Annotated in this window: 19 protein-coding genes and 1 tRNA gene; 4 read left to right on the forward strand and 16 right to left on the reverse strand. The window is 62.0% G+C overall.

Annotation, left to right across the window (positions count from 1 at the left end):
- Positions 1 to 84 precede the first annotated feature (84 nt).
- Positions 85 to 513, forward strand: a complete 429-nt coding sequence (locus tag HMPREF3092_RS00690; RefSeq protein ID WP_019175080.1) for an OsmC family peroxiredoxin — start codon at positions 85 to 87, stop codon at positions 511 to 513.
- Between the two features lie 127 nt (positions 514 to 640).
- Here the strand turns inward: HMPREF3092_RS00690 and coaE are convergent, their stop codons facing one another.
- From coaE to rpsA, 3 genes are all read right to left on the reverse strand, one after another.
- The gene (gene coaE, locus HMPREF3092_RS00695; RefSeq protein WP_070423493.1) at positions 641 to 1,243 is read right to left on the reverse strand and encodes a dephospho-CoA kinase; all 603 of its coding nucleotides are present in this window, start codon (positions 1,241 to 1,243) and stop codon (positions 641 to 643) included.
- Positions 1,237 to 2,964 (reverse strand): hypothetical protein, encoded by a 1,728-nt coding sequence (locus tag HMPREF3092_RS00700; RefSeq protein ID WP_141737911.1) that lies wholly within the window; start codon positions 2,962 to 2,964, stop codon positions 1,237 to 1,239. Before HMPREF3092_RS00700 ends, coaE begins: the two co-directional genes overlap by 7 nt.
- A gap of 61 nt (positions 2,965 to 3,025) precedes the next feature.
- Entirely contained in the window at positions 3,026 to 4,504 is a 1,479-nt protein-coding gene (rpsA, locus tag HMPREF3092_RS00705; protein WP_070423495.1) for a 30S ribosomal protein S1, read from the reverse strand.
- Between the two features lie 189 nt (positions 4,505 to 4,693).
- On the opposite strand from rpsA, the gene HMPREF3092_RS00710 reads away from it, so the two are divergent.
- Positions 4,694 to 5,530, forward strand: coding sequence for a class I SAM-dependent methyltransferase (locus HMPREF3092_RS00710; protein ID WP_070423496.1), 837 nt, complete (start codon positions 4,694 to 4,696; stop codon positions 5,528 to 5,530).
- 56 nt (positions 5,531 to 5,586) lie between these two features.
- Here HMPREF3092_RS00710 and polA read toward each other — a convergent pair whose 3' ends face one another.
- Complete coding sequence (gene polA, locus HMPREF3092_RS00715; RefSeq protein WP_070423497.1) at positions 5,587 to 8,214, reverse strand: DNA polymerase I; 2,628 nt, start codon at positions 8,212 to 8,214, stop codon at positions 5,587 to 5,589.
- A 75-nt stretch (positions 8,215 to 8,289) separates the two neighbouring features.
- Between polA and HMPREF3092_RS00720 the strand changes: the two genes are divergently transcribed.
- Positions 8,290 to 8,736 (forward strand): PaaI family thioesterase, encoded by a 447-nt coding sequence (locus HMPREF3092_RS00720; RefSeq protein WP_019175086.1) that lies wholly within the window; start codon positions 8,290 to 8,292, stop codon positions 8,734 to 8,736.
- A gap of 101 nt (positions 8,737 to 8,837) precedes the next feature.
- On the opposite strand, the gene HMPREF3092_RS00725 is transcribed toward HMPREF3092_RS00720, so the two are convergent.
- Complete coding sequence (locus HMPREF3092_RS00725) at positions 8,838 to 9,443, reverse strand: ANTAR domain-containing response regulator (protein ID WP_026022758.1); 606 nt, start codon at positions 9,441 to 9,443, stop codon at positions 8,838 to 8,840.
- Positions 9,444 to 9,562: 119 nt separating this feature from the next.
- Between HMPREF3092_RS00725 and HMPREF3092_RS00730 the strand changes: the two genes are divergently transcribed.
- Positions 9,563 to 9,644: transfer RNA gene (locus HMPREF3092_RS00730), tRNA-Leu, on the forward strand.
- Between the two features lie 92 nt (positions 9,645 to 9,736).
- Here the strand turns inward: HMPREF3092_RS00730 and HMPREF3092_RS00735 are convergent.
- The 11 genes from HMPREF3092_RS00735 to HMPREF3092_RS00785 all read right to left on the reverse strand — a co-directional run bounded on the left by HMPREF3092_RS00735 (position 9,737) and on the right by HMPREF3092_RS00785 (position 21,053).
- Positions 9,737 to 10,852, reverse strand: coding sequence for an IS1249 family transposase (locus HMPREF3092_RS00735; RefSeq protein WP_083274177.1), 1,116 nt, complete (start codon positions 10,850 to 10,852; stop codon positions 9,737 to 9,739).
- A 153-nt stretch (positions 10,853 to 11,005) separates the two neighbouring features.
- On the reverse strand, positions 11,006 to 12,037 hold the full coding sequence (gene pdxA, locus HMPREF3092_RS00740; RefSeq protein ID WP_070423498.1) for a 4-hydroxythreonine-4-phosphate dehydrogenase PdxA: 1,032 nt from the start codon (positions 12,035 to 12,037) through the stop codon (positions 11,006 to 11,008).
- Positions 12,034 to 13,302 carry a four-carbon acid sugar kinase family protein gene (locus tag HMPREF3092_RS00745; protein ID WP_061942981.1) on the reverse strand — a complete coding sequence of 423 codons (1,269 nt, stop codon included), beginning with the start codon at positions 13,300 to 13,302 and terminating at the stop codon, positions 12,034 to 12,036. Before HMPREF3092_RS00745 ends, pdxA begins: the two co-directional genes overlap by 4 nt.
- A complete protein-coding gene (locus HMPREF3092_RS00750) occupies positions 13,299 to 14,333 on the reverse strand; it encodes a 2-keto-3-deoxygluconate permease (protein WP_019175090.1) in 1,035 nt (344 codons plus the stop codon). The genes HMPREF3092_RS00745 and HMPREF3092_RS00750 overlap by 4 nt, the downstream gene beginning before the upstream one ends.
- Positions 14,334 to 14,525: 192 nt before the next feature.
- A complete protein-coding gene (locus HMPREF3092_RS00755; RefSeq protein WP_083274178.1) occupies positions 14,526 to 15,248 on the reverse strand; it encodes a GntR family transcriptional regulator in 723 nt (240 codons plus the stop codon).
- Position 15,249: 1 nt separating this feature from the next.
- Positions 15,250 to 16,746, reverse strand: coding sequence for a pyruvate kinase (gene pyk, locus HMPREF3092_RS00760; protein WP_070423500.1), 1,497 nt, complete (start codon positions 16,744 to 16,746; stop codon positions 15,250 to 15,252).
- 52 nt (positions 16,747 to 16,798) lie between these two features.
- Entirely contained in the window at positions 16,799 to 17,899 is a 1,101-nt protein-coding gene (lgt, locus tag HMPREF3092_RS00765) for a prolipoprotein diacylglyceryl transferase (RefSeq protein ID WP_070423501.1), read from the reverse strand.
- Positions 17,896 to 18,675, reverse strand: coding sequence for a tryptophan synthase subunit alpha (gene trpA / locus HMPREF3092_RS00770; RefSeq protein WP_070423502.1), 780 nt, complete (start codon positions 18,673 to 18,675; stop codon positions 17,896 to 17,898). The genes lgt and trpA overlap by 4 nt, the downstream gene beginning before the upstream one ends.
- Complete coding sequence (gene trpB, locus HMPREF3092_RS00775; RefSeq protein ID WP_062021193.1) at positions 18,672 to 19,889, reverse strand: tryptophan synthase subunit beta; 1,218 nt, start codon at positions 19,887 to 19,889, stop codon at positions 18,672 to 18,674. Before trpB ends, trpA begins: the two co-directional genes overlap by 4 nt.
- A 94-nt stretch (positions 19,890 to 19,983) precedes the next feature.
- A complete protein-coding gene (gene trpC / locus HMPREF3092_RS00780) occupies positions 19,984 to 20,766 on the reverse strand; it encodes an indole-3-glycerol phosphate synthase TrpC (RefSeq protein ID WP_061942994.1) in 783 nt (260 codons plus the stop codon).
- Positions 20,763 to 21,053, reverse strand: a complete 291-nt coding sequence (locus HMPREF3092_RS00785; RefSeq protein ID WP_061942996.1) for an HGxxPAAW family protein — start codon at positions 21,051 to 21,053, stop codon at positions 20,763 to 20,765. Before HMPREF3092_RS00785 ends, trpC begins: the two co-directional genes overlap by 4 nt.
- Positions 21,054 to 21,109 lie beyond the last annotated feature (56 nt).

A 21,109-nucleotide genomic window follows, 5' to 3' on the forward strand; every position in this document is an offset into this window, starting at 1 on the left:
GCTACTCTGCAGGGCAGCGCACCACGAGCGCCGGAGTGGCCAAAGCGCATAGAGTGGGGGTGAACCCCAATCTGAGGAGGCAAAATGAGCCGCGTAACAAAAGCACAGGCTACATGGAAGGGCCACCTGGCTGACGGCGAAGGTTCCGCTTCGCTGGAAAGCTCAGGTTTAGGCCCGTTCACCGTCAACTGGACGAACCGAGCGGAATCCCAGGTCGACAAGGTCACCAACCCCGAAGAGCTGATCGGTGCCGGCCTGGCATCGTGCTTCTCGATGGCGCTGGCCAACATCGTCGCAGAAGAGGGAGCCACTCCCGAACAGATCACGACGGGCGCTGACATCACCTTCGACCCGGTCAAGGGAATCCAGGAGATCCACCTCGTGACCGTGGGTCGTGCGGAGGGAATCGAGCAGAAGACCTTCCAGACCCTTGCCGAGCGAGCCAAGAAGACCTGCCCCGCTGCAAAAGCTCTCTCAGGTGTGAAGATCACGCTCAGCGCCACAATGGCCTGATCTGCCCGCAGACATGAGAACAGCGCCGTCACTGACGGCGCTGTTTCCTTCTGTCCGGGTGGATCTGCTCGACAGCTGGCTCACGAGGCGGTGCCTCCGAAGATCTGTCAGTTTCCGGAGGGTGTGCTCAGGCTTTGCGCGCTGCCGGTTCGATCACGTTCTGGAAGGCGTCTGCGAAGCGCTCCTCGAATTCTTCGGGAGTGCCTGAATTGTCGAGTACGACATCCGCAATGGCCTGACGCTGGTCATCAGAGGCCTGGCGGAGGATCCGCTGACGGGCGTCAGCTTCGTCCATACCGCGAAGTTCAACCAGGCGCTGCAGGCGCACTTCCGCGGGGACATCGACAACAACAACCAGGTCGTAGTCGTCCTCCAGGCCGTTTTCGGCCAGCAGCGGAACATCGTGGACGACAATCGGCGCGTCGGCATGTTCGGCAAACAGCTCCCGTGTCCGCTGTGCAATAGCCGGGTGCATGATGTCGTTGAGAGCCCGGGTGGATTCGGCGTCGGCAAAGGCAAGGCGTGCCAGTTCCGCGCGGTCAAGTTCACCGTCCTTGAGAACCGATTCGCCGAAGCGCTCCCGCAGAGCTTCCAGAGCCGGCTGACCGGGCTCGACGATTTCGCGAGCGACGACATCCGAATCGATGACGGGAATGCCGCGCGCGGTGAAAAGTGCCGCAGCAGTTGATTTGCCGGCTCCGATACCGCCGGTCAGACCGATTTTCAGCATCCTTGCTCCTTGCTCAGTTTGATCATCCACACCCCTCCGGTGTGCTCGGGTGATACACCAGCAGCGGCTCCGACAGCGCGGGCGATGTCCGGGGCCGGCTGCGGCAGGTTGAAGCCGTCATCTGCGATGAGGATGTAGTCCACTCCCCCGCGGCACAGTTCCCGAACTCCGTCCCTCAGGTCTTCGGCGCGCGGCACCGGAGAGTCACGGTGTTCTTCTAGGAGAATATCGAGCGAATCGGCGGCAGCCGCGTAGGTGACGGGTGCGTCGTCGCGTCCGCCGATGAAATAGCCCCCGGTTTCCCGGTAGTGCATGCCGGACACCGCCTGCCAGAGCATCGCCTCGTCCGCCCGAGGGTAGGCCCAGGCCCGGGGTCTGGGAAGTGTTTTGACGAGTGCACCTGCGGGAATCGCATCCCGTACCTGATCGGTGTAGAACTCCGGGATGTGCAGATCGCGGGCGGGGACAGGAGCCGCAGAGGTCAGAACGAGGACTCCGCTCAGAGCAGTGCCGATAAGCGCGCGTGACGAAACTCGTCTGGCGCTGTTCAGCAAAAGCGCAGACAGGACAGAGCAGGCCAGGACCACGTGGACCATGAGCCGCATCGGGAGGATATTGCTGAGCACCGGGATCAGCTCTACCAGGCGGAACGGCCCGTAGGGCAGCAGCTGCTCACCGCCTAAGAAGATGGGCGAGCCCAGGGACAGCGCCCACATGCCGAAGCCAGTACACGCGGCGGTGCGGGCAGCTGGACTGCGCTTCCACAGGAGTACTACGGCAGCGAGGCACACAACGAGCCACAGGATGCTGAGGTAGCCGCCCAGTTCAGACGGGTCAATCGGTTCGACGCGGGGCAGTTCACGCCCGGTGCCTATCCGCGTGTACGGGCCCGGAGTCATGACGTCCAGCACGTCTGTGTTCCACACTCCGTGCGGACGAATAGAATCGCGCGGGCGGTTCGGCGCAAACCACATAGTGAACAACAGCGGTGAGGCAATGACGAGGGCTATCCCAGCTGCAGCTGAACCGCGCAGAGCAACCGCGACTATGAACCGCCGAACGTGTGACCACGCCGTCAGACACGCCGCTGCAGAAAGTACGAGAACAGCGAGGAAGGTGCCTGCCAGCAACTCCGTCGAAATATAGAACTGCCAGCCCAGAACAATTCCGAACGGGACAGCCCACCGGCGGTCGTGTGCGACAAGAACCATCATGAGCACGACTAAAGGTGGGAACACCGCCCATGCCAGGTTGAGGTGACCCGATGCCTGCGCGATCGTGTAGGTCGAGAAACCGTAGAGAGCACCGCCAAAGAACGCGGGCGCTCGACGGGTGAAACGGCGAATGAGCAGCGCTGCCGTCAGAGCAGACACTACCGGGGCGCACACGATCGCAAGGTTGTAGCTGACTACGGGCCCGAAAAGCCACGTCACCGGCACAAGCGGGAGGCCAATGCCGACCAAGGACGTGTTCCACGCTCCGTTGACTCCCACGGGAGCGTTCATCGCAGTGGTATACAGCAATGAACCGTCGCCGGTGGTCCTGCCGAACCATCCCGCTACGACATCGGCCGTATGTGCAATCCACCAGATGAAAAGCGAGGAATCGTCGTTGTCGGCAAAGACCCGGCCATCGAAATCAGCCAAGAGCTCAGCGTAGACCCAAGCGGACAGGCATAGGAGCGCCGCTGTGTAGATCAGCCAGGGAACAATCTTCTTCATGCCAAAAGAAGAAGCCGTGGCCACTCCGGAGGGAGCGGCCACGGCCTCACTTCAGAGAAGGTCAGCTGCCAGCGAGCTTTTCGCGCAGAGCGGCGAGAGCTTCGTCGGAAGCCAGGGTGCCTTCGTCTTCAGCGGATTCTTCCGTGCTGAACGAAGCGCCCGCACCGGCTGCGTCGTCGCCAGCCTGAGCGGCAGCTTCTGCGTCGGCGGCGATTGCGCGAGCAACCTGCTTCTTGTGCTCTTCCCAGCGTTCCTGGGCGGCAGCGTACTGCTGCTCCCATTCTTCGCGCTGTGCTTCGTAGCCTTCCATCCATTCCTGGGTTTCGGGGTCGAAGCCTTCGGGGTACTTGTAGTTGCCGTCTTCGTCGTACTCCTGGAGCATGCCGTAGAGGGCCGGGTCGAGGAATTCCTCGGCGTCCGGGTCGACACCTTCGTTGGCCTGCTTGAGCGACAGCGAGATGCGGCGACGGTCCAGGTCGATGTCGATGACCTTGACGTAGATGGTTTCGTCGACCGAAACGACCTGTTCGGGCAGGTCGATGTGGCGGACAGCGAGTTCGGAGATGTGCACGAGGCCCTCGATGCCGTCTTCGACGCGAACGAACGCACCGAACGGAACGAGCTTGGTGACCTTACCGGGCACGATCTGGCCGATGACGTGGGTGCGAGCGAAGTGCTGCCACGGGTCTTCCTGGGTTGCCTTGAGCGACAGGGAGACGCGTTCGCGGTCCATGTCGACGTCGAGAACCTCGACCGTGACTTCGTCGCCGACTGCGACGACCTCGGACGGGTGGTCGATGTGCTTCCAGGACAGTTCGGACACGTGGACGAGTCCGTCGACTCCGCCCAGGTCCACGAAGGCACCGAAGTTGACGATCGACGACACGACACCGGGGCGCACCTGGCCCTTCTGCAGGGTCTGCAGGAAGTCGTGGCGGACGGCCGACTGGGTTTCTTCCAGCCATGCGCGGCGCGACAGAACAACGTTGTTGCGGTTCTTGTCGAGCTCGATGATCTTGGCTTCGACTTCCTGGCCGATGTACGGCGTGAGGTCGCGCACGCGGCGCATTTCAACAAGCGAAGCGGGCAGGAAGCCGCGCAGTCCGATGTCGACGATGAGGCCGCCCTTGACAACCTCGATGACCGAACCGGTGACGACGCCGTCGTCTTCCTTGATCTTTTCGATGTCGCCCCAAGCGCGCTCGTACTGTGCGCGCTTCTTCGAAAGCATCAGGCGACCGTCTTTGTCTTCCTTCGTCAGCACGAGGGCTTCGATCGGATCCCCGACTTCGACAACCTCAGAGGGGTCGACGTCGTGCTTGATCGACAGTTCGCGCGAAAGGATGACACCTTCCGTCTTGTATCCGATGTCGACCAGGACTTCGTCGCGGTCGACCTTGACGACTGTGCCCTCAACGATGTCTCCGTCGTTGAAGTACTTGATGGTTTCGTCGACTGCCGCGAGGAAATCTTCCGCAGATCCGATGTCGTCGACAGCGATCTGCTTGGTGTTCGCCGCGTCCGGCGTGCTATTGGTCATAAAGTTAGGGACTCCGATTTGGATTATCCGGTCCGGGCGGGCTGCTCGGTCCGGAGCTCGTGTTGATATGGACAGATATTCTGTGTACGCGGGCGCGTTATCAGCGCAAGCATTACACAGTGAATAATCGTAACATCCATTGAGGCGGTTTAGAATAGACAACCCGCTGTTCAATAGGAATGGAAGTGTATGAGCACGTCTGACGGCTACCCCAGCATCATCTCCGGCGGATACTTTCCGATCGACGAAGAGGCCTCTGTCAGGGCAAATCGCACCTATTGGGACAATTCGGCGGAAGACTATCTGGCCGAACACGGCTCATTCCTCGGCGCTAAAGAATTCATCTGGTGTCCAGAGGGGGTTAACGAAGACGACGTCAACCTGCTCGGCGATGTTGCGCGCCTGCAGGTGCTCGAAATCGGCTGTGGCGCGGGCCAGTGTTCGCGCTGGGTTGCCGAACAGGGCGGCATTGTCACCGGATGCGATGTTTCGTCCGGCATGCTGGAACAGGCCGCGCGTCTGTCCAGGGAGAACCCGCTGAGCGAATCCGCCACTCCGCCCACCTTCCTGCTGGCCGATGCCCGCCAGCTGCCCTTCCCTTCGGGTTCCTTTGACATCGCCTTTTCGTCTTACGGCGCTCTGCCCTTCGTGAAGGACGCTGAAAAGGTTCTGGCCGAAACTGCCCGGGTTCTTCGGCCCGGGGGCCGCTGGGTGTTCTCCGTAACCCACCCGCTGCGGTGGATCTTCCCGGATGTTCCGGGTGAAGACGGCCTGTGCGTCGAATACTCCTACTTCGACCGCACTCCCTACGTCGAACTCGACGAACAGGGCAACCCGGTCTACGCCGAGCACCACCGAACGCTGGGCGACTGGATCTCACTCATCCACGGTGCCGGTTTCGTCCTGGAAAAGCTCACGGAACCTGAATGGCCCGAAGACAACGACACTTCGTGGGGCGGCTGGTCTCCTCTGCGCGGCAAGCTGATGCCGGGCACCGCGATCTTCTCAACGCGACTGGCTGACTAACCACAGATGAGTGTGGCCCCGCCGCCGGGCGGGGCCACACTCATCTGTACGGTCTGTCAGTGAGCCGCTGACTGCCAGTCCGGACCGCGTCCCACATTGACATCCAGGGGAACACTGAGCTCAGCCGCGCTGCTCATCGTGTCGACCACAATCTTCTCAACGCTGTCGAACTCACCCGCAGCACACTCAACGATCACTTCATCGTGCACCTGCAGAAGAATGCGGGACTTGAGTTCCGCCTCGGCCAATGCGTCGGCAATCCTGCACATGGCGATCTTCATGATGTCTGCCGCGGTGCCCTGAATAGGGCTGTTGAGAGCTGCGCGTTCGGCCATTTCACGCTGCGGACGGCTATCCGACTGCAGGGCCGGCAGATAGCGGCGACGACCGTACATCGTCTGTGTGTAGCCCATCTTCCGCGCTTCTTCGACCGAACCGTCCAGGTATTCCTTCACCGCACCGAAACGCGAGAAATACTCGGCCATGAGCTCTGAGGCTTCGTTCGGGCTGATGCCCAGCTGATTCGACAGACCGTAGGCAGACAGACCGTAGACCAGGCCGTAGGACATGGCCTTGACCTTTTCGCGCTGCTGGCGGCTGACGTCCTCCACTGGAATCTGGAAGACCTGACCGGCGACGAATGAGTGAAGGTCCTCCCCGTCGCGGAACGCCTCAATGAGCGCTTCGTCCGCGGAAAGGTGCGCCATGATCCGCATTTCGATCTGGGAATAGTCAGCGCTCATCAGATCCGTGAAGCCGGCATCGGCGTCAGCCGTGAACACACCGCGGATGCGCCGTCCCGAGTCCGTGCGGACCGGAATGTTCTGCAGGTTCGGGTCTTTTGAGCTGAGCCTGCCCGTAGCCGTCATCGTCTGCAGGTAGGTGGTGTGAATTCGTCCGTCATCGGCAATTTCCTTCTTCAGACCGACCACCGTCTGTTTGAGCTTGGTGCGCTCGCGGTGAGCCAGCAGGTGCTCCAAGAAGGGGTGCTGCGTCTTGCGGAACAGATCATTGAGAGCATCCGCATTCGTGGTGTAGCCCGTTTTCGTCTTCTTGGTCTTCGGCATGTCGAGTTCATCGAACAGCACGGTCTGCAGCTGTTTCGGCGAACCGAGGTTGACGGTGTGGCCAATCGCGGAGTACGCGTCTTCAGCGCTCTGGTCGGCTTCGCGCCCGAACTCGTCAATGAGGTTCTGCAGCTGCGCGGAATCGATGTTGATGCCGACTCGCTCCATCTGGGCCAGCACTGCCTGTGTCGGCATTTCAATGTCGTCAAGGACCGCCAGCTGGCTGTACTCGTCAAGCTGCTCGCGCAGCAGAGGCGCCAGTCGCGAGGCCAGGTAGGCTCTCCTGCCCGCTGCCTCGTCATCCGTGTTCTCCAGAAGAGTGCCGGCGTTTTCGTCAGGCTGTGCGGCCGCAATTCCAGCACGGCTCTGGGCGAGTTCTTCGAGATCGTAGCCGCGTGCATCCGGCATCAGCAGATAGGCGGCAAGCTCCGTGTCAGTCCACACGCGCACGCGCAGACCGTTGTCAGCAAGCGCTTTGATCTGCGGTTTAGCGACGTGCATGGCGATCTGCGGGTGCTCGGCAAGCAGGCTGGCCAGCTGTTTTTCGGCTTCCGGGCCAAGCGCGGTCATATCGATAAGCCATGCGCTGTCACCGGCCGCAATGCCGAGAACGTCCGGTGTTTCGAGGTCAACGTCGATACCCAGGACTTCGCCCTCGGAGGCAACGACAACAGATGCCACATCGTCAGTCTTCTGCGGTGCGGGCACTTCGCTTCCCGCGGGCGCCTGGATCTCAGCACCGCCGAGGAACGGGCCGATCTCAGCTGACAGCTGGCGGAACTCGAGGGCGTCGAACAGCTTGCCGATCTCCTCGGCGCTGCCGCGGCCCAGTGCCGCATCACCCAGGTCCAGCGGAATGTCGAGGTCATCGACAAGCCGGTTGAGGCGATAGTTCCGTTCGACATCCCCTATGTGGTCGCGCAGGTTCTGCCCGACTTTGCCCCCGATGTCCTCCGCGTTGTTGATGATGGCCGGCAGATCACCGTACTTCGTCAGCCATTTCACGGCGGTCTTTTCGCCGACTCCCGGAACACCCGGCAGGTTGTCCGCCTTTTCGCCCACGAGAGCAGCAAGGCCTCGGTAGTTGGCAGGGCTGACGCCGTATTTGTCTTCCACCGCCTGTGGCGTCATGTGCTGCAGGTCGGTGAAGCCCCTCTTGGGATACATGATCGTGATGTTGTCATCGGCCAGCTGGAAGGAGTCTTTGTCACCCGAGGCGATGAGGGTGTCATAACCCTCCCCCGCACCTCGGCGAGCAAGCGAGGCCAACAGATCATCCGCCTCATACCCCTCCCGGGTGATCACCGGAACGCCGAAGGCGGCAAGCATGTCCTTGATGAGGTCGACCTGGCCGTGGAAGTCCTCCGGCGTCTTGGCGCGTCCGGCCTTGTACTCCGGGTATTCCTCGAGCCGGAAGGTCTGTCGGCCCAAGTCGAAGGCCACCGCGACGTGCGTGGGCTCAAGCGTGTTGACCGCCGTCAACAGCATCCTGGCGAAGCCGAAAACTGCGTTCGTAGTCTGCCCGTCAGCCGTCGAGAAGTTCTCCGGCGGCAGAGCGTAGTACGCCCGGTAGGCAAGGGAATGGCCGTCAATCAGAAGAAGTCGCTTCGTGCTCACACCTCAACACTACCGGCAAAGCTGCGGCAAGGCGGGGCGGCTTGCATCGGCTACAGTGACCCCACAAGGAGGAACATGAAGCAGATCACACCACTGGCGAAGGGATTGAGCGAAGAAGAATACGCGGCAATCCTCGCCGACTACCAGAAGTTTGACGACGACACCCTCATGGCCGCTATGAACATGTCGGTGGACACCCTGGGCTACGAATTCCTGACGGGCAGCGTGCCGGTTGAGGGCAACAAGCAGCCCGCGGGCCTTTTCCACGGCGGCGCACACGTGGCGCTTGCAGAATCCCTGGCTTCGCTGCACTCTTTCATGCGCGCCGGGACGAACGTCGTCGGCGTTGACCTCAACGCCACCCACCTGAAAGCCGCTCGCAGCGGACGGGTTTGGGGACGCGCTGAAGTCATCCACGCTGGACGCACCATCATCAACCACGAGGTTCGCATGACGGACGACAACGGCAAGCTCCTGTCGATTGTGCGGATCACCAACCTGGTGCTCCAGCCCCAGGCCTGAGGCTAGAGCACCAGCCTTACACCAGGTCCGGCCGTTCACGGCCACCGCACGGCAAAGGCGGTCCTGTCCGAGCGTCGGTCAGGACCGCCTTCAGCGAAAGCTCAGTCTTTCGAATCGAGCTGGTTGAGAACAGTTTCGGCGACTTCGCGCATTGTCAGACGACGGTCCATTGACGTCTTCTGAATCCAGCGGAACGCTTCGGGTTCGGTCAGCCCCATATTGGAGATGAGCAGACCCTTGGCTCGTTCGACCAGCTTCCGGGTTTCGAAGCGGTCGGTCATATCCGCAATCTCAGATTCCAGTGCCTGGATCTCCTGGTAGCGCGACTGGGCGATTTCCAAGGCGGGAACCAGGTCCGCGGCCGTGAACGGCTTGACGACATAGGCCATGGCACCGGCATCGCGGGCGCGCTCAACGAGTTCCTTCTGCGAGAACGCAGTGAGCAGCACGACGGGGGCAATACTGGCCCGAGCGATCTTCTCGGCTGCGGAAATGCCGTCGAGCTTCGGCATTTTGATGTCCATGACCACAAGGTCGGGACGGAGCTCTTCGGCAAGGCGGACGGCTGATTCGCCGTCGCCCGCTTCGCCTACGACGTCGTAGCCGACTTCCCGGAGCATTTCCACAATGTCGAGTCGGATAACGGATTCGTCTTCGGCGACGATGACTCGGCGTACGGGCTGAAGTTCTTGATCTGGGTTAGACACGCCTCCATCGTAGTCGCCTCAGCGCGCAAACGGTATGGCAGGCCGGGTCTGGGCGTGAAAGACCACGCCGGTGACACCTGTTTTGTGCATCTGAGCGCGTGCACTACGATTGCCCTGATGCCGGATTGGCGGAATTGGTAGACGCGGAGCACTCAAAATGCTCTATCGCAAGATGTGCGGGTTCGAGTCCCGCATCCGGTACGAAAAACTCCGCCTCGTGAATACACGAGGCGGAGTTTCTGTTTTGGGTTATAGGCAGAAATGTGTGTCTGGCCCCGGCGTGTCTGGTGGGGTTAGAGTCCTTTCCATCCTCGTTGAATGCCGATGCCTTCTTCGGTTGAGAAGGCGCGATCATAGAGCGCCGGGCCGATGGGTTCTTCGGAAATTGGTTTGGTTCGCACGCCAGGGTCGTAGTGCTGTTGCTCGATGAACGTGTGCACGGGTGCTGGGGTGTCGGTGTGTTGTTGCAGCCACCATTCCACGGCGCGTTTGCGTCGTGCCAACCGCATGCCCCGGTGCGATAGCAGCATCTGGCGTAGTGGCGCGTTGACGCCACCTTCAATCCGGTTCGTGGTCGACGAGACGGGCCCTGCGACCTCGGCGAGCAGTGCGGGTTGTAAGTACTGGAACAAGGTGTTTTTGCGGGCCTGGGTGGCCAACAGGTTGTAGGCCTTGCGCACCCGATCATGGGTCCACCACCACGGAGTCGTGGCCAGCGGGTCGGTAGCGTAGGTCTTTTGGTTCAAGAACGCGCGGTGCTCAGAATGCCAGGTGGCTAACGCCGCCATCCATTCGGCGGCTTCGTCTACCGTGTGGACTTTGGTCAGCGCGTAGTTGAGCCGAGCCAGTTGTTTGCCGGGGGTGGTTCGTGGTCGGCGGGTCAAATGCCGGCGCACATTGCGTTGGATATGCACCAGACACCGCTGGATGGCAGTGTCGGGCCACGCTGTTCGCAGCGCTTTGGCCAGGCCAGCGCCACCATCGATCACCACGACTGCCGGGGCTGGGATCCGTTCCAGCAGCACCTGCCAGGCGGTGGCGTTTTCGGTGGTGCACCATTGAAAATCCACCACATACCCGTTGGCGTAGGCAATCAAGCAGCAATGGCCCTGTTGCAGATAGATCCCATCAAGTTGGACTTCGTCGAAGATTTCCCCGGTGGGCTCGATAACTGGTTCCATGTTCCAGCACCAAGCAGTCTGAGCCCGGAAGGTCCTGGCCGAGATACCGGGCCGGATTTGGGCCTGGGTCTGGTTTGAACACAACCACTCCACTAGGGCCTCGAGCTGGTAGCGGCGTTGCGACACCTCTCGGGACATGGTGCGCGACGCCCCACATTCCAGGCATCGATACCTGGGCTTCCCAGCAGACGTTGTCCCATTCTTTTTCGTTGAGCCACCACAGATCACACAGCGCGGCCGATTACAAGCACCCTTGTCATACTAAGCTTAAAAAGCTTAGCGAACTTGCTGCTTCGGCAGTATGGCAGCCCAAGCTCACCGTGGCGGACACACATTTCTGCCTATAGCCCTCTGTTTTTCTGTACTGTTCGGCTTGGTCTGTCAGACGGCTGTAGTGTCCCACAGTTCGTGCCAACCGGGTGACAACTCTGCAGCGCGCTCACATGCCAGCACAAGCGAGCTTGCGTCGGCGATGCCCCTGCCCGCAATGTCAAACGCGGTTCCGTGGTCCACTGACACGCGCACGACGGGCAGACCCACCGTAATGTTGACACCGTCGTTGCCGTATACAGCCTTGAACGGTGCATGACCCTGGTCGTGGTAGCAGACAACGACAACGTCCCACTTTCCGCGCACGGCCTGCGGGATAAGCGCATCTGCTGGCAGCGGCCCCTGAACGTTGGCGCCGGCTTCCTGCGCGCGGAGAACCGCAGGTGCCAGGACGTCGGCATCTTCGTCACCGAACAGGCGGTTCTCCCCCGCGTGCGGGTTCAGACCACAGACGCCGATGTGCGCATCCGGTTTGCCCATAGCCCGGCTGAAGGCACCGGCCAGGCGCAAGACGGTGTCAGTGCGCTCTGGCGTGATGTCTTCAATTGCCTGGCGCAACGACACGTGCGTGGTCAGGTGGAAGAACGCAAGGTCGGCGGTCGCCAGAACGAGCGAATAGTCATCAACATCGAACTGCTCTGCCAGGAGTTCGGTGTGTCCCGGGTACAGATGTCCACCGGCGTGCATAGCTTCTTTGTTCAAAGGGGCGGTGACGATTCCGTCAATCCGTCCTTCACGTGCCAGCCTGCAGGCTTCAACAACAAAGCGGTAAGAACCGTCCCCGGCAACAGCCGACAGCTCTCCGAAAGGGACTTCTGGCATCGGAGCGCCCACCTGGATGACTTCTGCAATGGCAGGATCATTTACCGCGTCGGCGGGTGCAGCGATTTCTATGACGGTCTGCGGGTCGAGTCCAGCGGCAAGCGCACCGCGGCGGATGAGCTCGACATCGCCGATGACCACCGGCCTGCACTTGGTGCGCAGCTCAGGGTTTTCCAACAGTGTGCGTGCAGTGATTTCTGGGCCAATACCCGCGGCATCGCCGACAGTGACGCCCAACAGAGGCAGGTCTTTTTCAGTCACGAATGGATTCCTTTCTGAAGTCGGGCAAAGATTTCTACTAGGAGTTCCGGTCCTCCGAAGCCACCTGATTTTGTGACTACGGGTGTTCCAGCTGCCTGACCGTCGGCAATCGTCCCCAGTGGGACTCCTTCGGCTAGCGCTCCGGACACGTTGATGGTGGTTGCCTGCAGGTGGGAAAGAACAGCGCGGGCGCCGTCGCCGCCAATGAGGATGAAGGCGGAGAAGGGACGCACGTCCAAGCACGTGTACGCCAGCTCCGCCAGCGAATCGGCGAGTGTCGACAGCGCCCCGGATACCGGTCCGTTTTCCAGCAGCGCGGGGTTAGCACGGATAAGCACATCGCGATCGGTCGCCCCAACCAGGCCTTCCAGCTGCTTGGACAAATAGGGCAGGTTATCCGGGTTGATCAGCTGTTCTGGGTGTGGGCTGAACACGGCCGATGGCCCACCCTGAGGTGTTGAGAGCCAGCGCGACACCTGCCGCTGACTGGCTTCGTGAATCGATGTGACGACGGCCAACAGAGGTTTGTTTCCCCGGACCGGCGGAAACGACTGCTCATGTTCAGGACCTGCGGGAATGAGAGCAGCCAGCGCGTTGGCAAGACCTGCGGAGCCGACGGGAATAAACTGCTCGCCCCCTTCGACGATGGCCTGCGCGATTTGACCGAGGTCGCCATCGTTCCGCGCATCGACAATGACGGTGTCCGTGCCAGCGCTTTGTGCTGCGCTGACGATGTCAGCAGCACTTGTCGGTGTTGGAATCGCGACCGCACCGGGAACCAGCTCACGCATATCAGCGGTCTTCACGGGAGCAATCCGGTCTTTGCCGGAAGCCGTGTCGTTGACTGGAATTCCATCGACGAGCACCTGACAGTTCTCAATTGTCCGCCCCATTGCCGGAAATGCGGGGCACACAACTGCTATTGCGTGTGACTGCGACTGCTTCTGTGCGGTCAGTGCTCCGCGGATCTGCAGGGCCGCTGTACCGCGCATGGTCGAATCGACCTTGAGGTACAACATGGTGGCGTTGAATGATGCACATGCGTCGACTGTTTGGCGCGTGATATCGGCAGCTCCGCCCCAGTTGGCGCGTGTATCAAGTGCTACAGCAGCAACATCGCCGCCGTGGTCGCGGACTGCCTGGGCGTCCAAGTGGATTGTGCTGCGCCGGCCACGCGAGGCAAACGTCACCGCTGTGTCGTTGGCGCCGGTGAGGTCATCTGCAATGATCAAGAGCTTGCCGAGGACTGTGGCGTTCGAACTCACAGTGCTGGTCCTAAGTCGGCAGGCTGACCGGCTTCTGAATCTGCTTCCGCCTGCGCCTGGGCAAGTCCACCGCTGCGTTTAAGAACCCACGTCGCCATGAGCGGTGCAACGATCGAGGACACCAGCACGGCTGCCGCAACCTGGGCAGTTGCTGCAGCGACGAACGGTTCGAAGCTCGGGTCTGCCTGGGCGACGATAGCCGGGGTTGCAACTGCGTTGCCCGCCGTTGTTCCTGCCGCGAAGCCGATGCCGGACATCTTGCCGCGGCGCAGCAGGAAACGGTAACCGGCATACACGATGCACCCGGTGATAACGGAGCTGATCGCACCTACAACAAGACCGGGCAGACCGCCGATGACGATCGAGCGCAAGTCGATACCGGCACCCAGGGCAAAGGCGAAGAACGGGATCACAATGCTCGCGGTCGGCCGCATGACGTCGGTCCAATGCGGGTCGAGGTTGCCGACGATCATGCCGAGGATGAGCGGAACGACAGCCGCCAGGATAAGGATGCCCGGGATGTCAGCAAGACCAGATGCTCCCAGGAACACAAGAGTGAAGAACGGCCCGTCGTTGACAGCGGAGGCGATATAAGCGCCCCTGTCGGTCTTGGTGCCGTATTTGCCGGTGAACGCCAGCCACAGTCCGCCGTTGGAGTTATCGACCACCACGAGCAGCGCAAGGAGCGACACGCCGAATAGTCCCTCTTTGCCAAGGCTGGCGCCGAGGGCGACGACCAGCGCCGCGGGAATGAGGGACTTACCCACGAGGATCACACCTGCGTGAGCCAACACTGCTCCCGATGAACGCAGGGTGATCTGCATCCCGGTGGCGAAGATAAGCAGCCCGATGAGCGGAAGAGCTGATTCTTTGAACAGCGCGGTGGTGAAAGACCCAATGCCGAGGGCTTCCGGCGCGAAGGTCCCGATGATCGAACCCAGGATCAGCGGAATGAGCATAGCGCCCCCGGGAACGCGGTTCATTGTCGCGTACATCGGGACGGTGCTCTTAACGGTGCCGAGTGGCGACATACGTACTCCTCGTGACGCCGATTACATGTACGTACAACCATAGCAATAGAGATAGGCTGCTGTCGCGCTCCGATTCTCAGGGTTTGCGTGGGGGGTCTTTCCAGTGCGCGGCTTCGCGACAATGGCGATCTGCGCAGAAATGGGCGCTGCCTGAAGCCTCACTCCCCTTTCTGCGCAGAAATGATGGTGGCGTTAAGGGGCGGCGCGCGTGTTCGACAGCGCATCAAGGTCGAAGGCGACCCTGTCACCGCGGTGGGCCGTGCGAAACACCTCGACTGGCTTGTCGTCGGCATCGAACGTTGTGCCCTTCAGCACGAGCGTGGGAGCACCAATGCCAAGGTCCAGGTGTTTGGCTTCTGCTGCGGATGCTGCAACCGCTCGAACCGTGCGCGTGCTGCTCTCGAGTGTCATGCCGGAACTGCGCAGCAGGGAATGGAGGGAAGCATCGTTCAACACGTCTGCGTTTAAGAACTCAGCACAGGCCGGTGGAAGGTATGTCTCGATGAGCGCAACCGGCTCGGAATCAACGGAGCGCAGCCGCATCAGCCGCAGCGCCGAGTCTCCGTCCCACGGAGCAGACTCGTATGCAACGAGCTCGAACTCCAAGACGGTGGTGTGAACTGGGCCGGCTTCGCCGGATATCTGCGCGCCCAGACCGTCAAGCTCCTGCACAACGCGACGGTGCAGTTCACGGGGTTTGACGAATGTGCCTCGACCGTGGGATCGCTCAACCAGCCCTTCGGCCTGCAGGGTTGCCAGTGCTTGCCGTACGACTGAGCGAGACACCCCGAACAGCTGCGTTAAGTCCGGTTCGGAGGGCAACACCTCTCCGGGCTTGTAGCGGCCGCTGGCTATATCGCCGCGCAGTGTTTCTGAAACGTGCCGATGTAAGGGTCGGCGCACTGTGGCGTTCACGTCATTCCGTTACCTTGCCGTATCCGGCTTCCGGGTGGCTGAAGATCTGGTTGTCATCCCGGTATGCAGGTGCCAGTCCCTTGATGGCGTCACCGAGCTTGTGCACGCGCAGGGCGTTGGTTGAGCCGGGCAGCCCCGGGGGCGAACCGGCCACGATGACGCAGTAGTCGCCTTCTTCAGCCATTCCCTCGCCCAGCAGGATTTCGTCTGTCTGCCGGGCCATCTGGTCGGTGTGGCTGACGGCGTTGACGAGAATCGTCTCAACACCCCAGGTGAGCGCCAGCTGGTGACGCACCTTGACGTCAGGGGTGAACGCCAGAAGTCGACGAGGCGCACGCAGCCGCGACATGCGGCGCACCGAGTCGCCCGTCTGCGTGAACACACACATGTGGTCGATGTCGAGGTCGTGGGCGACCTGCACGGCAGCCGCGGTGATTGCACCGCCGCGGGTCTTCGGCTCGCTGCCCAGTTCGGGAACAAGGTGCAGGCCCTGCTGTTCGGAGGATTCGATGATGCGGGCCATGGTGCGCACCGCATCGAGCCAGTGCTGACCGACCGAGGTTTCACCGGAGAGCATGAGAGCATCCGCTCCGTCGAACACTGCGTTGGCGCAGTCGGAGGCTTCAGCGCGGGTGGGCCGTGGCTCTTCGATCATCGATTCGAGCATCTGGGTGGCCACAATGACAGGCTTGGCTTCACGGCGGCACTTGGCGATGGCGCGCTTCTGTACGAGGGGAACCTGTTCCAGCGGAACTTCGACACCCAGGTCTCCGCGGGCAACCATGAGCCCGTCGAAGGCGTCGACGATTTCGTCGAGCTTTTCAACAGCCTGGGGCTTCTCGAGTTTGGCGATGACGGGAATGTGGATGCCCTCGTCGTCCATGATCGAGCGAATGAGCTCAGCATCTGCGGCATCGCGCACAAAGGACAGCGCCACCCAGTCCACACCCATGCGCAGGCCGAAGCGGAGATCGGCGATGTCCTTTTCGGTCATCGCCGGCACTGAGACTGCGACACCGGGAAGGTTGATTCCCTTGTGGTCAGACAGGTACCCGGGAACCTCGACCTCAACAAGAATGTCGGTCCCGGTGACTTCCACTGCCCGCAGGCGCACGCGCCCGTCGTCTACCAGCAGCGGGTCGCCGACGCTGACATCACCGGGCAGACCCGGGTATGTGGTTGAGATGCGCTCGACGGTTCCTTCGACGTCGTCGGTTGTGATGGTGAACTGCTGACCGCGCTCGAAGTAGTGCTTCTTGCCGTCAGCGAACGTGCCCAGCCGAATCTTGGGCCCCTGCAGGTCCATGAGGACCGCAACGGGACGGCCGGTGTCGTTGGCCGCTTCGCGCGCCCATCCGTACAGGCGCTTGTGATCGGCGTGGATGCCGTGAGAGAAGTTGAAGCGAAGAACATCAACTCCGGCATCGATGATGGCACGGATGTCTTCGTAGGATTTCTGAGCAGGTCCGAGGGTTGCAACGATCTTGGCTAGCCGCATAGTTCCACCCTAGTCGAATGTTGTCCCCGGTGAGAGACCCGCCGCGGATCAATCAGCCGTCGTGCTTGCCGTCTTCGTATTTGCTCACCTGCGGAACGATCGAGATCGTCGATGTCACCGCACCGAAATATCCGAAGGACCGTCCTGACACCGGCAGTTCCGAAGTTTCGGGATCAGCGATCACGGGCAGTGCCTGTGTGACAGGGCCGAAGCCGATCTCCTCTCCCCTGTCCGACTGCTGGGGCAGAGCGGAGGTTTCTGCCGAGGTGCCGCTTGCCTGAGTGCGTTCGTCACCCCGTGATCCGCTCAGTGTGATGTCCGGGTTGAACTCGGAGTACCGGATACGCGACACCGCGAGCAAGACAGCGCCGAGGACGAACACGAGAATCGATGTCCACACGTTGAGCCGCAGACCCAGAATGTACTCCGCCGTGTCGATTCGCAGCGCCTCAATCCACACCCGGCCCAGCGTGTAATAGCAGATGTAGGAGAAGAACACCTGACCGTGATCCAGCCGGAACCGCTTGCCCAGCCAGATGAGCAGCAGTGCCCCCATGATGTTCCAGATCGATTCATAGAGGAACGTCGGATGAAACAGCGTGCCTTCGGGAATCGAGGGGTCGGGCCAGTTGGGATTGAGACGGCCGTTGATTACCTGATCGATGTGCAGGCCCCACGGAAGGGTCGTCGGTGCGCCGAACAGCTCCTGATTGAACCAGTTGCCCCAGCGGCCGATCCCCTGCGCCAGCAGCAGGCCGGGAGCGGCGGCGTCAAGAAAAGCGCCGAAGCGAATGTCGAGCTTGCGCGCCACGAAGTACGCCACCAGGACGCCCAGGGCAACAGCACCCCAAATGCCGAGCCCGCCGTTCCAGATGTACAGAGCGGCAACCGGGTTTCCTCCCTCCCCGAAGTACGGGGCGGGAGTCGAGAACACGTGGTAGAGCCGACCGCCGATGATGCCAGCCGGAATCGTCCACATGGCGATCGTCCACAGATCATCGGAATCTCCGCCTCGTGCGGTCCATCTGCGGTTCGTCAGCCACAGGGCCACGAAAATCCCGGTGATGATGCACAGCGCGTAGGCATGGATGGTCAGCGGGCCGAGCGAAAAGCCCTGCCAGGTCGGTGAGGGAATCGCCGCCTGATACGTCACGAGCGAACCGTTCCTTCGCGCAGCTCTTCCGCGAGTCGGCCGACCGCGGCGGGACCGCCCTCGTCAAGAGCCCGCACCAGAGCGGAGCCGACAATGACACCGTCGGCGTAGGCGGCGACTTCGCCCGCCTGTTCGCGGTTCGAGACTCCGAGCCCCACGCACACGTGCTCAGCACCAGCGTCGCGCACGCGGCCTACGAGGTCTTCCGCGTGCGAGTCCACCTGGTCGCGGGTGCCGGTGACACCCATTGTCGAAGCGGCGTAGACGAAACCTCGACAACGCGAGCTGATGAGAGCGAGGCGCTCGGGCGTTGATGACGGTGCGGCCAGGAAGATCCTGTCGAGGTCGTGAGCGTCCGAGGCTGCATCCCACGCCGCGCAGTCGTCCGGCAGCAGGTCCGGCGTGATGATGCCGTGACCACCGGCGGACGCGAGGTCGCGGGCGTAGGCTTCGACGCCGTACTGGAGGATGAGGTTCCAGTAGCTCATGACAACGGGAACAGCTCCCGCGTTCGCGGCGGCTTCAACAGCACGCAGCGAATCGGCAACGCGCACACCGGCCTGCAGAGCAGCATCGGCCGCCCGCTGGATGACGGGACCGTCCATGCCGGGGTCGGTGTACGGGATGCCGACTTCGATGATGTCAGCGCCGCCGCGGGCCAGTTCTGCCATCGCGTCGAGGGAGCCGGGAACATCGGGGAAGCCGACGGGCAGATAGCCCACGAGGGCGGCACGCCCGTCGTTCTTGGTCTGTGTGAGGACTTCAGCCGTGCTCATACCTGGACCGCTCCTTCGTCGATGTAGTCAAACCACCGGGCGGCGGTCGTCATGTCCTTGTCGCCGCGCCCGGACAGGCTCACGAGGATAACAGCGTCTTCTCCGAGCTCCCTGCCGACCTTCATGGCACCGGCAAGAGCGTGCGAGCTTTCGATAGCCGGGATGATTCCCTCGGTGCGGGCCAACAGGCGGAAGGCCTCCATGGCCTCGTCGTCGACGATCGGACGGTACTCAGCCCGTCCGGAGTCATTGAGGTAGGAGTGTTCGGGGCCGACCGACGGGTAGTCCAGGCCTGCGGACACCGAGTGCGACGGCAGGGTCTGGCCGTCTTCGTCCTGCAGGATGTAGGTGGCCGAACCGTGGAGAACACCGGGGCGTCCGCCGGAGAATCGTGCAGCGTGACGGCCGGTGTCCACGCCGTCGCCGCCGGCTTCGAAACCGTACAGGCGGACGTTCTCATCGCCGATGAACGCCGCGAAGATTCCCATGGCGTTCGAACCGCCGCCCACGCAGGCGCACACAGCGTCGGGCAGACGGCCGGCCTTCTGCTGGATCTGTTCACGCGCTTCGTCCGACATGACGCGCTGGAAGCTGCGCACCATAGCGGGGAACGGGTGGGGTCCGGCGACCGTGCCGATCATGTAGTGCGTTGTCTCAACGTTCGCCACCCAGTCGCGCATGGCTTCGTTCATGGCGTCTTTCAGGGTGCGGGTTCCTGTGCGCACAGGAACGACTTCGGCTCCCAGCAGGCGCATGCGGGCCACGTTGAGCGACTGCCGCTGAGTGTCTTCTTCACCCATGTACACGGTGCACTCAAGGCCGAAAAGAGCTGCGGCGGTCGCTGCTGCAACGCCGTGCTGGCCGGCACCGGTTTCGGCAATGACACGGGTCTTGCCCATGCGCACCGTGAGAAGAGCCTGCCCGAGCACGTTGTTGATCTTGTGCGAGCCCGTGTGGTTGAGGTCTTCGCGCTTGAGGAAGACGCGTGCTCCTCCGCAGTGTTCAGCAAAGCGCGGCGCTTCCGTCAGCAGACTGGGACGGCCCGTATATTCAAGCTGCAGTCGCGTGAGCTCTTCGGCGAATTCGGGGTCGACCATGGCTTTGCGCCACGCTTCCTCGATCTGGTCGAGGGCGGGCACGAGAGCTTCCGGGAAGAACCGGCCGCCGAACTCGCCGAAGTACGGGCCGGCTTCTGCTGCTGGGATTTCGGGCATGTCACTTCCGTTCTGTGTGGGCGGCTCGGGATGTTAGAGCACGAGGCGCCTGTGCGCGGGCGGCTTGCTGTGGGTGTGCGCTGCGATTGAGTCGCTAGGGCCGCTGTGCGCGGCCTGCGCGGGTGAACTCGGCAACCGCGGTCTGCGGGTCGCCGTGCTTCACGAGTGCTTCGCCGACGAGCACGAGGTCTGCGCCGGCCGCCGCGTAGAGTTCGACTTCGGCGCTTGTTGCGACACCGCTTTCAGCGACCAGGTGGGTGTGCCCCGTCGCTTCAGCCGCCAGGGGCGCAAAGCGCGCGGGATCAACCGACAGGTCTTTGAGGTTGCGGGTGTTCACACCGAGGATCTTCGCCCCGAGCTTCGCCGCACGCGCGATCTCTTCGCTGGTGTGAGCTTCGACGAGGACTGCCATGCCGAGTTCGTGGGCAAGCTCGTAGAGGCTGCGCATCTGCTCGTCGTCGAGAGCCGCGACGATCAGCAGGATGATGTCCGCCCCGTAGGCGCGGGCCTCGTACACCTGGTATTCGTCGACCATGAAGTCCTTGCGCAGCAGCGGGACGTCCACGCGGGCACGCACTGCTGCGAAGTCTTCGAGGCTGCCGCCGAAGCGTCGCTCCTCCGTGAGCACCGAAATTGCTGCCGCACCTCCGGCCTCGTAGGCGGCGGCGAGTTCAGCCGGGTCTGCGATGTCGGCCAGCGCGCCCTTGGAAGGTGACGAACGCTTGACTTCGCAGATCAGCCCGAACTGTTCGGGTGCGAAGGAGCGCGCAGGGGCTGCTGCCGCTGCGCGCTCTTTCATCTGCTCGAGGTCGACACGAGCGCGGCGCTGTTCGAGGTCTTCGCGGACCCCGTCAATGATCTCGCCGAGAACTGTCAACGCTGCAGGGTGTTGCGGTGAATCTTCGGGCCCAGGCCTGCCTTGACCAGGATGGGGCCGACGATTGCGCCGAGCACGACGATTCCGCAGCCGACGAAGAACAGCGTCCAGCCGCTGTTGTTGACGATCAGGGTGCCGATGCTGGCAACAGCAACGCCGACGAACACGAGGATGACGCCGATCCACGCACCGACAGAGTGCATGTGGCCGGGGTCCTGGATTGCCTCGTAGTCGATGCTCGACTTGTCGAGGTCAGAGGGTCCGTTGCGGTACTTGGTCTTAGACATTGTGCTCCTTCATTCTGCTGTCAGGATTCTCTCACGAAAGACTGAGTTGCTGGCAA

The organism is Brevibacterium sp. HMSC24B04, from assembly GCF_001806835.1.
GTDB classification, from domain to species: domain Bacteria; phylum Actinomycetota; class Actinomycetes; order Actinomycetales; family Brevibacteriaceae; genus Brevibacterium; species Brevibacterium ravenspurgense.

Bases quoted from the DNA above. Each gene is read 5' to 3' on its own strand.
- HMPREF3092_RS00690 (WP_019175080.1), top strand. From the start codon at position 85: ATGAGCCGCGTAACAAAAGCACAGGCTACATGGAAGGGCCACCTGGCT.
- coaE (WP_070423493.1), bottom strand. From the start codon at position 1,243: ATGCTGAAAATCGGTCTGACCGGCGGTATCGGAGCCGGCAAATCAACT.
- HMPREF3092_RS00700 (WP_141737911.1), bottom strand. From the start codon at position 2,964: ATGAAGAAGATTGTTCCCTGGCTGATCTACACAGCGGCGCTCCTATGC.
- rpsA (WP_070423495.1), bottom strand. From the start codon at position 4,504: ATGACCAATAGCACGCCGGACGCGGCGAACACCAAGCAGATCGCTGTC.
- HMPREF3092_RS00710 (WP_070423496.1), top strand. From the start codon at position 4,694: ATGAGCACGTCTGACGGCTACCCCAGCATCATCTCCGGCGGATACTTT.
- HMPREF3092_RS00720 (WP_019175086.1), top strand. From the start codon at position 8,290: ATGAAGCAGATCACACCACTGGCGAAGGGATTGAGCGAAGAAGAATAC.
- HMPREF3092_RS00750 (WP_019175090.1), bottom strand. From the start codon at position 14,333: ATGTCGCCACTCGGCACCGTTAAGAGCACCGTCCCGATGTACGCGACA.
- pyk (WP_070423500.1), bottom strand. From the start codon at position 16,746: ATGCGGCTAGCCAAGATCGTTGCAACCCTCGGACCTGCTCAGAAATCC.
- trpA (WP_070423502.1), bottom strand. From the start codon at position 18,675: ATGAGCACGGCTGAAGTCCTCACACAGACCAAGAACGACGGGCGTGCC.
- trpB (WP_062021193.1), bottom strand. From the start codon at position 19,889: ATGCCCGAAATCCCAGCAGCAGAAGCCGGCCCGTACTTCGGCGAGTTC.
- HMPREF3092_RS00785 (WP_061942996.1), bottom strand. From the start codon at position 21,053: ATGTCTAAGACCAAGTACCGCAACGGACCCTCTGACCTCGACAAGTCG.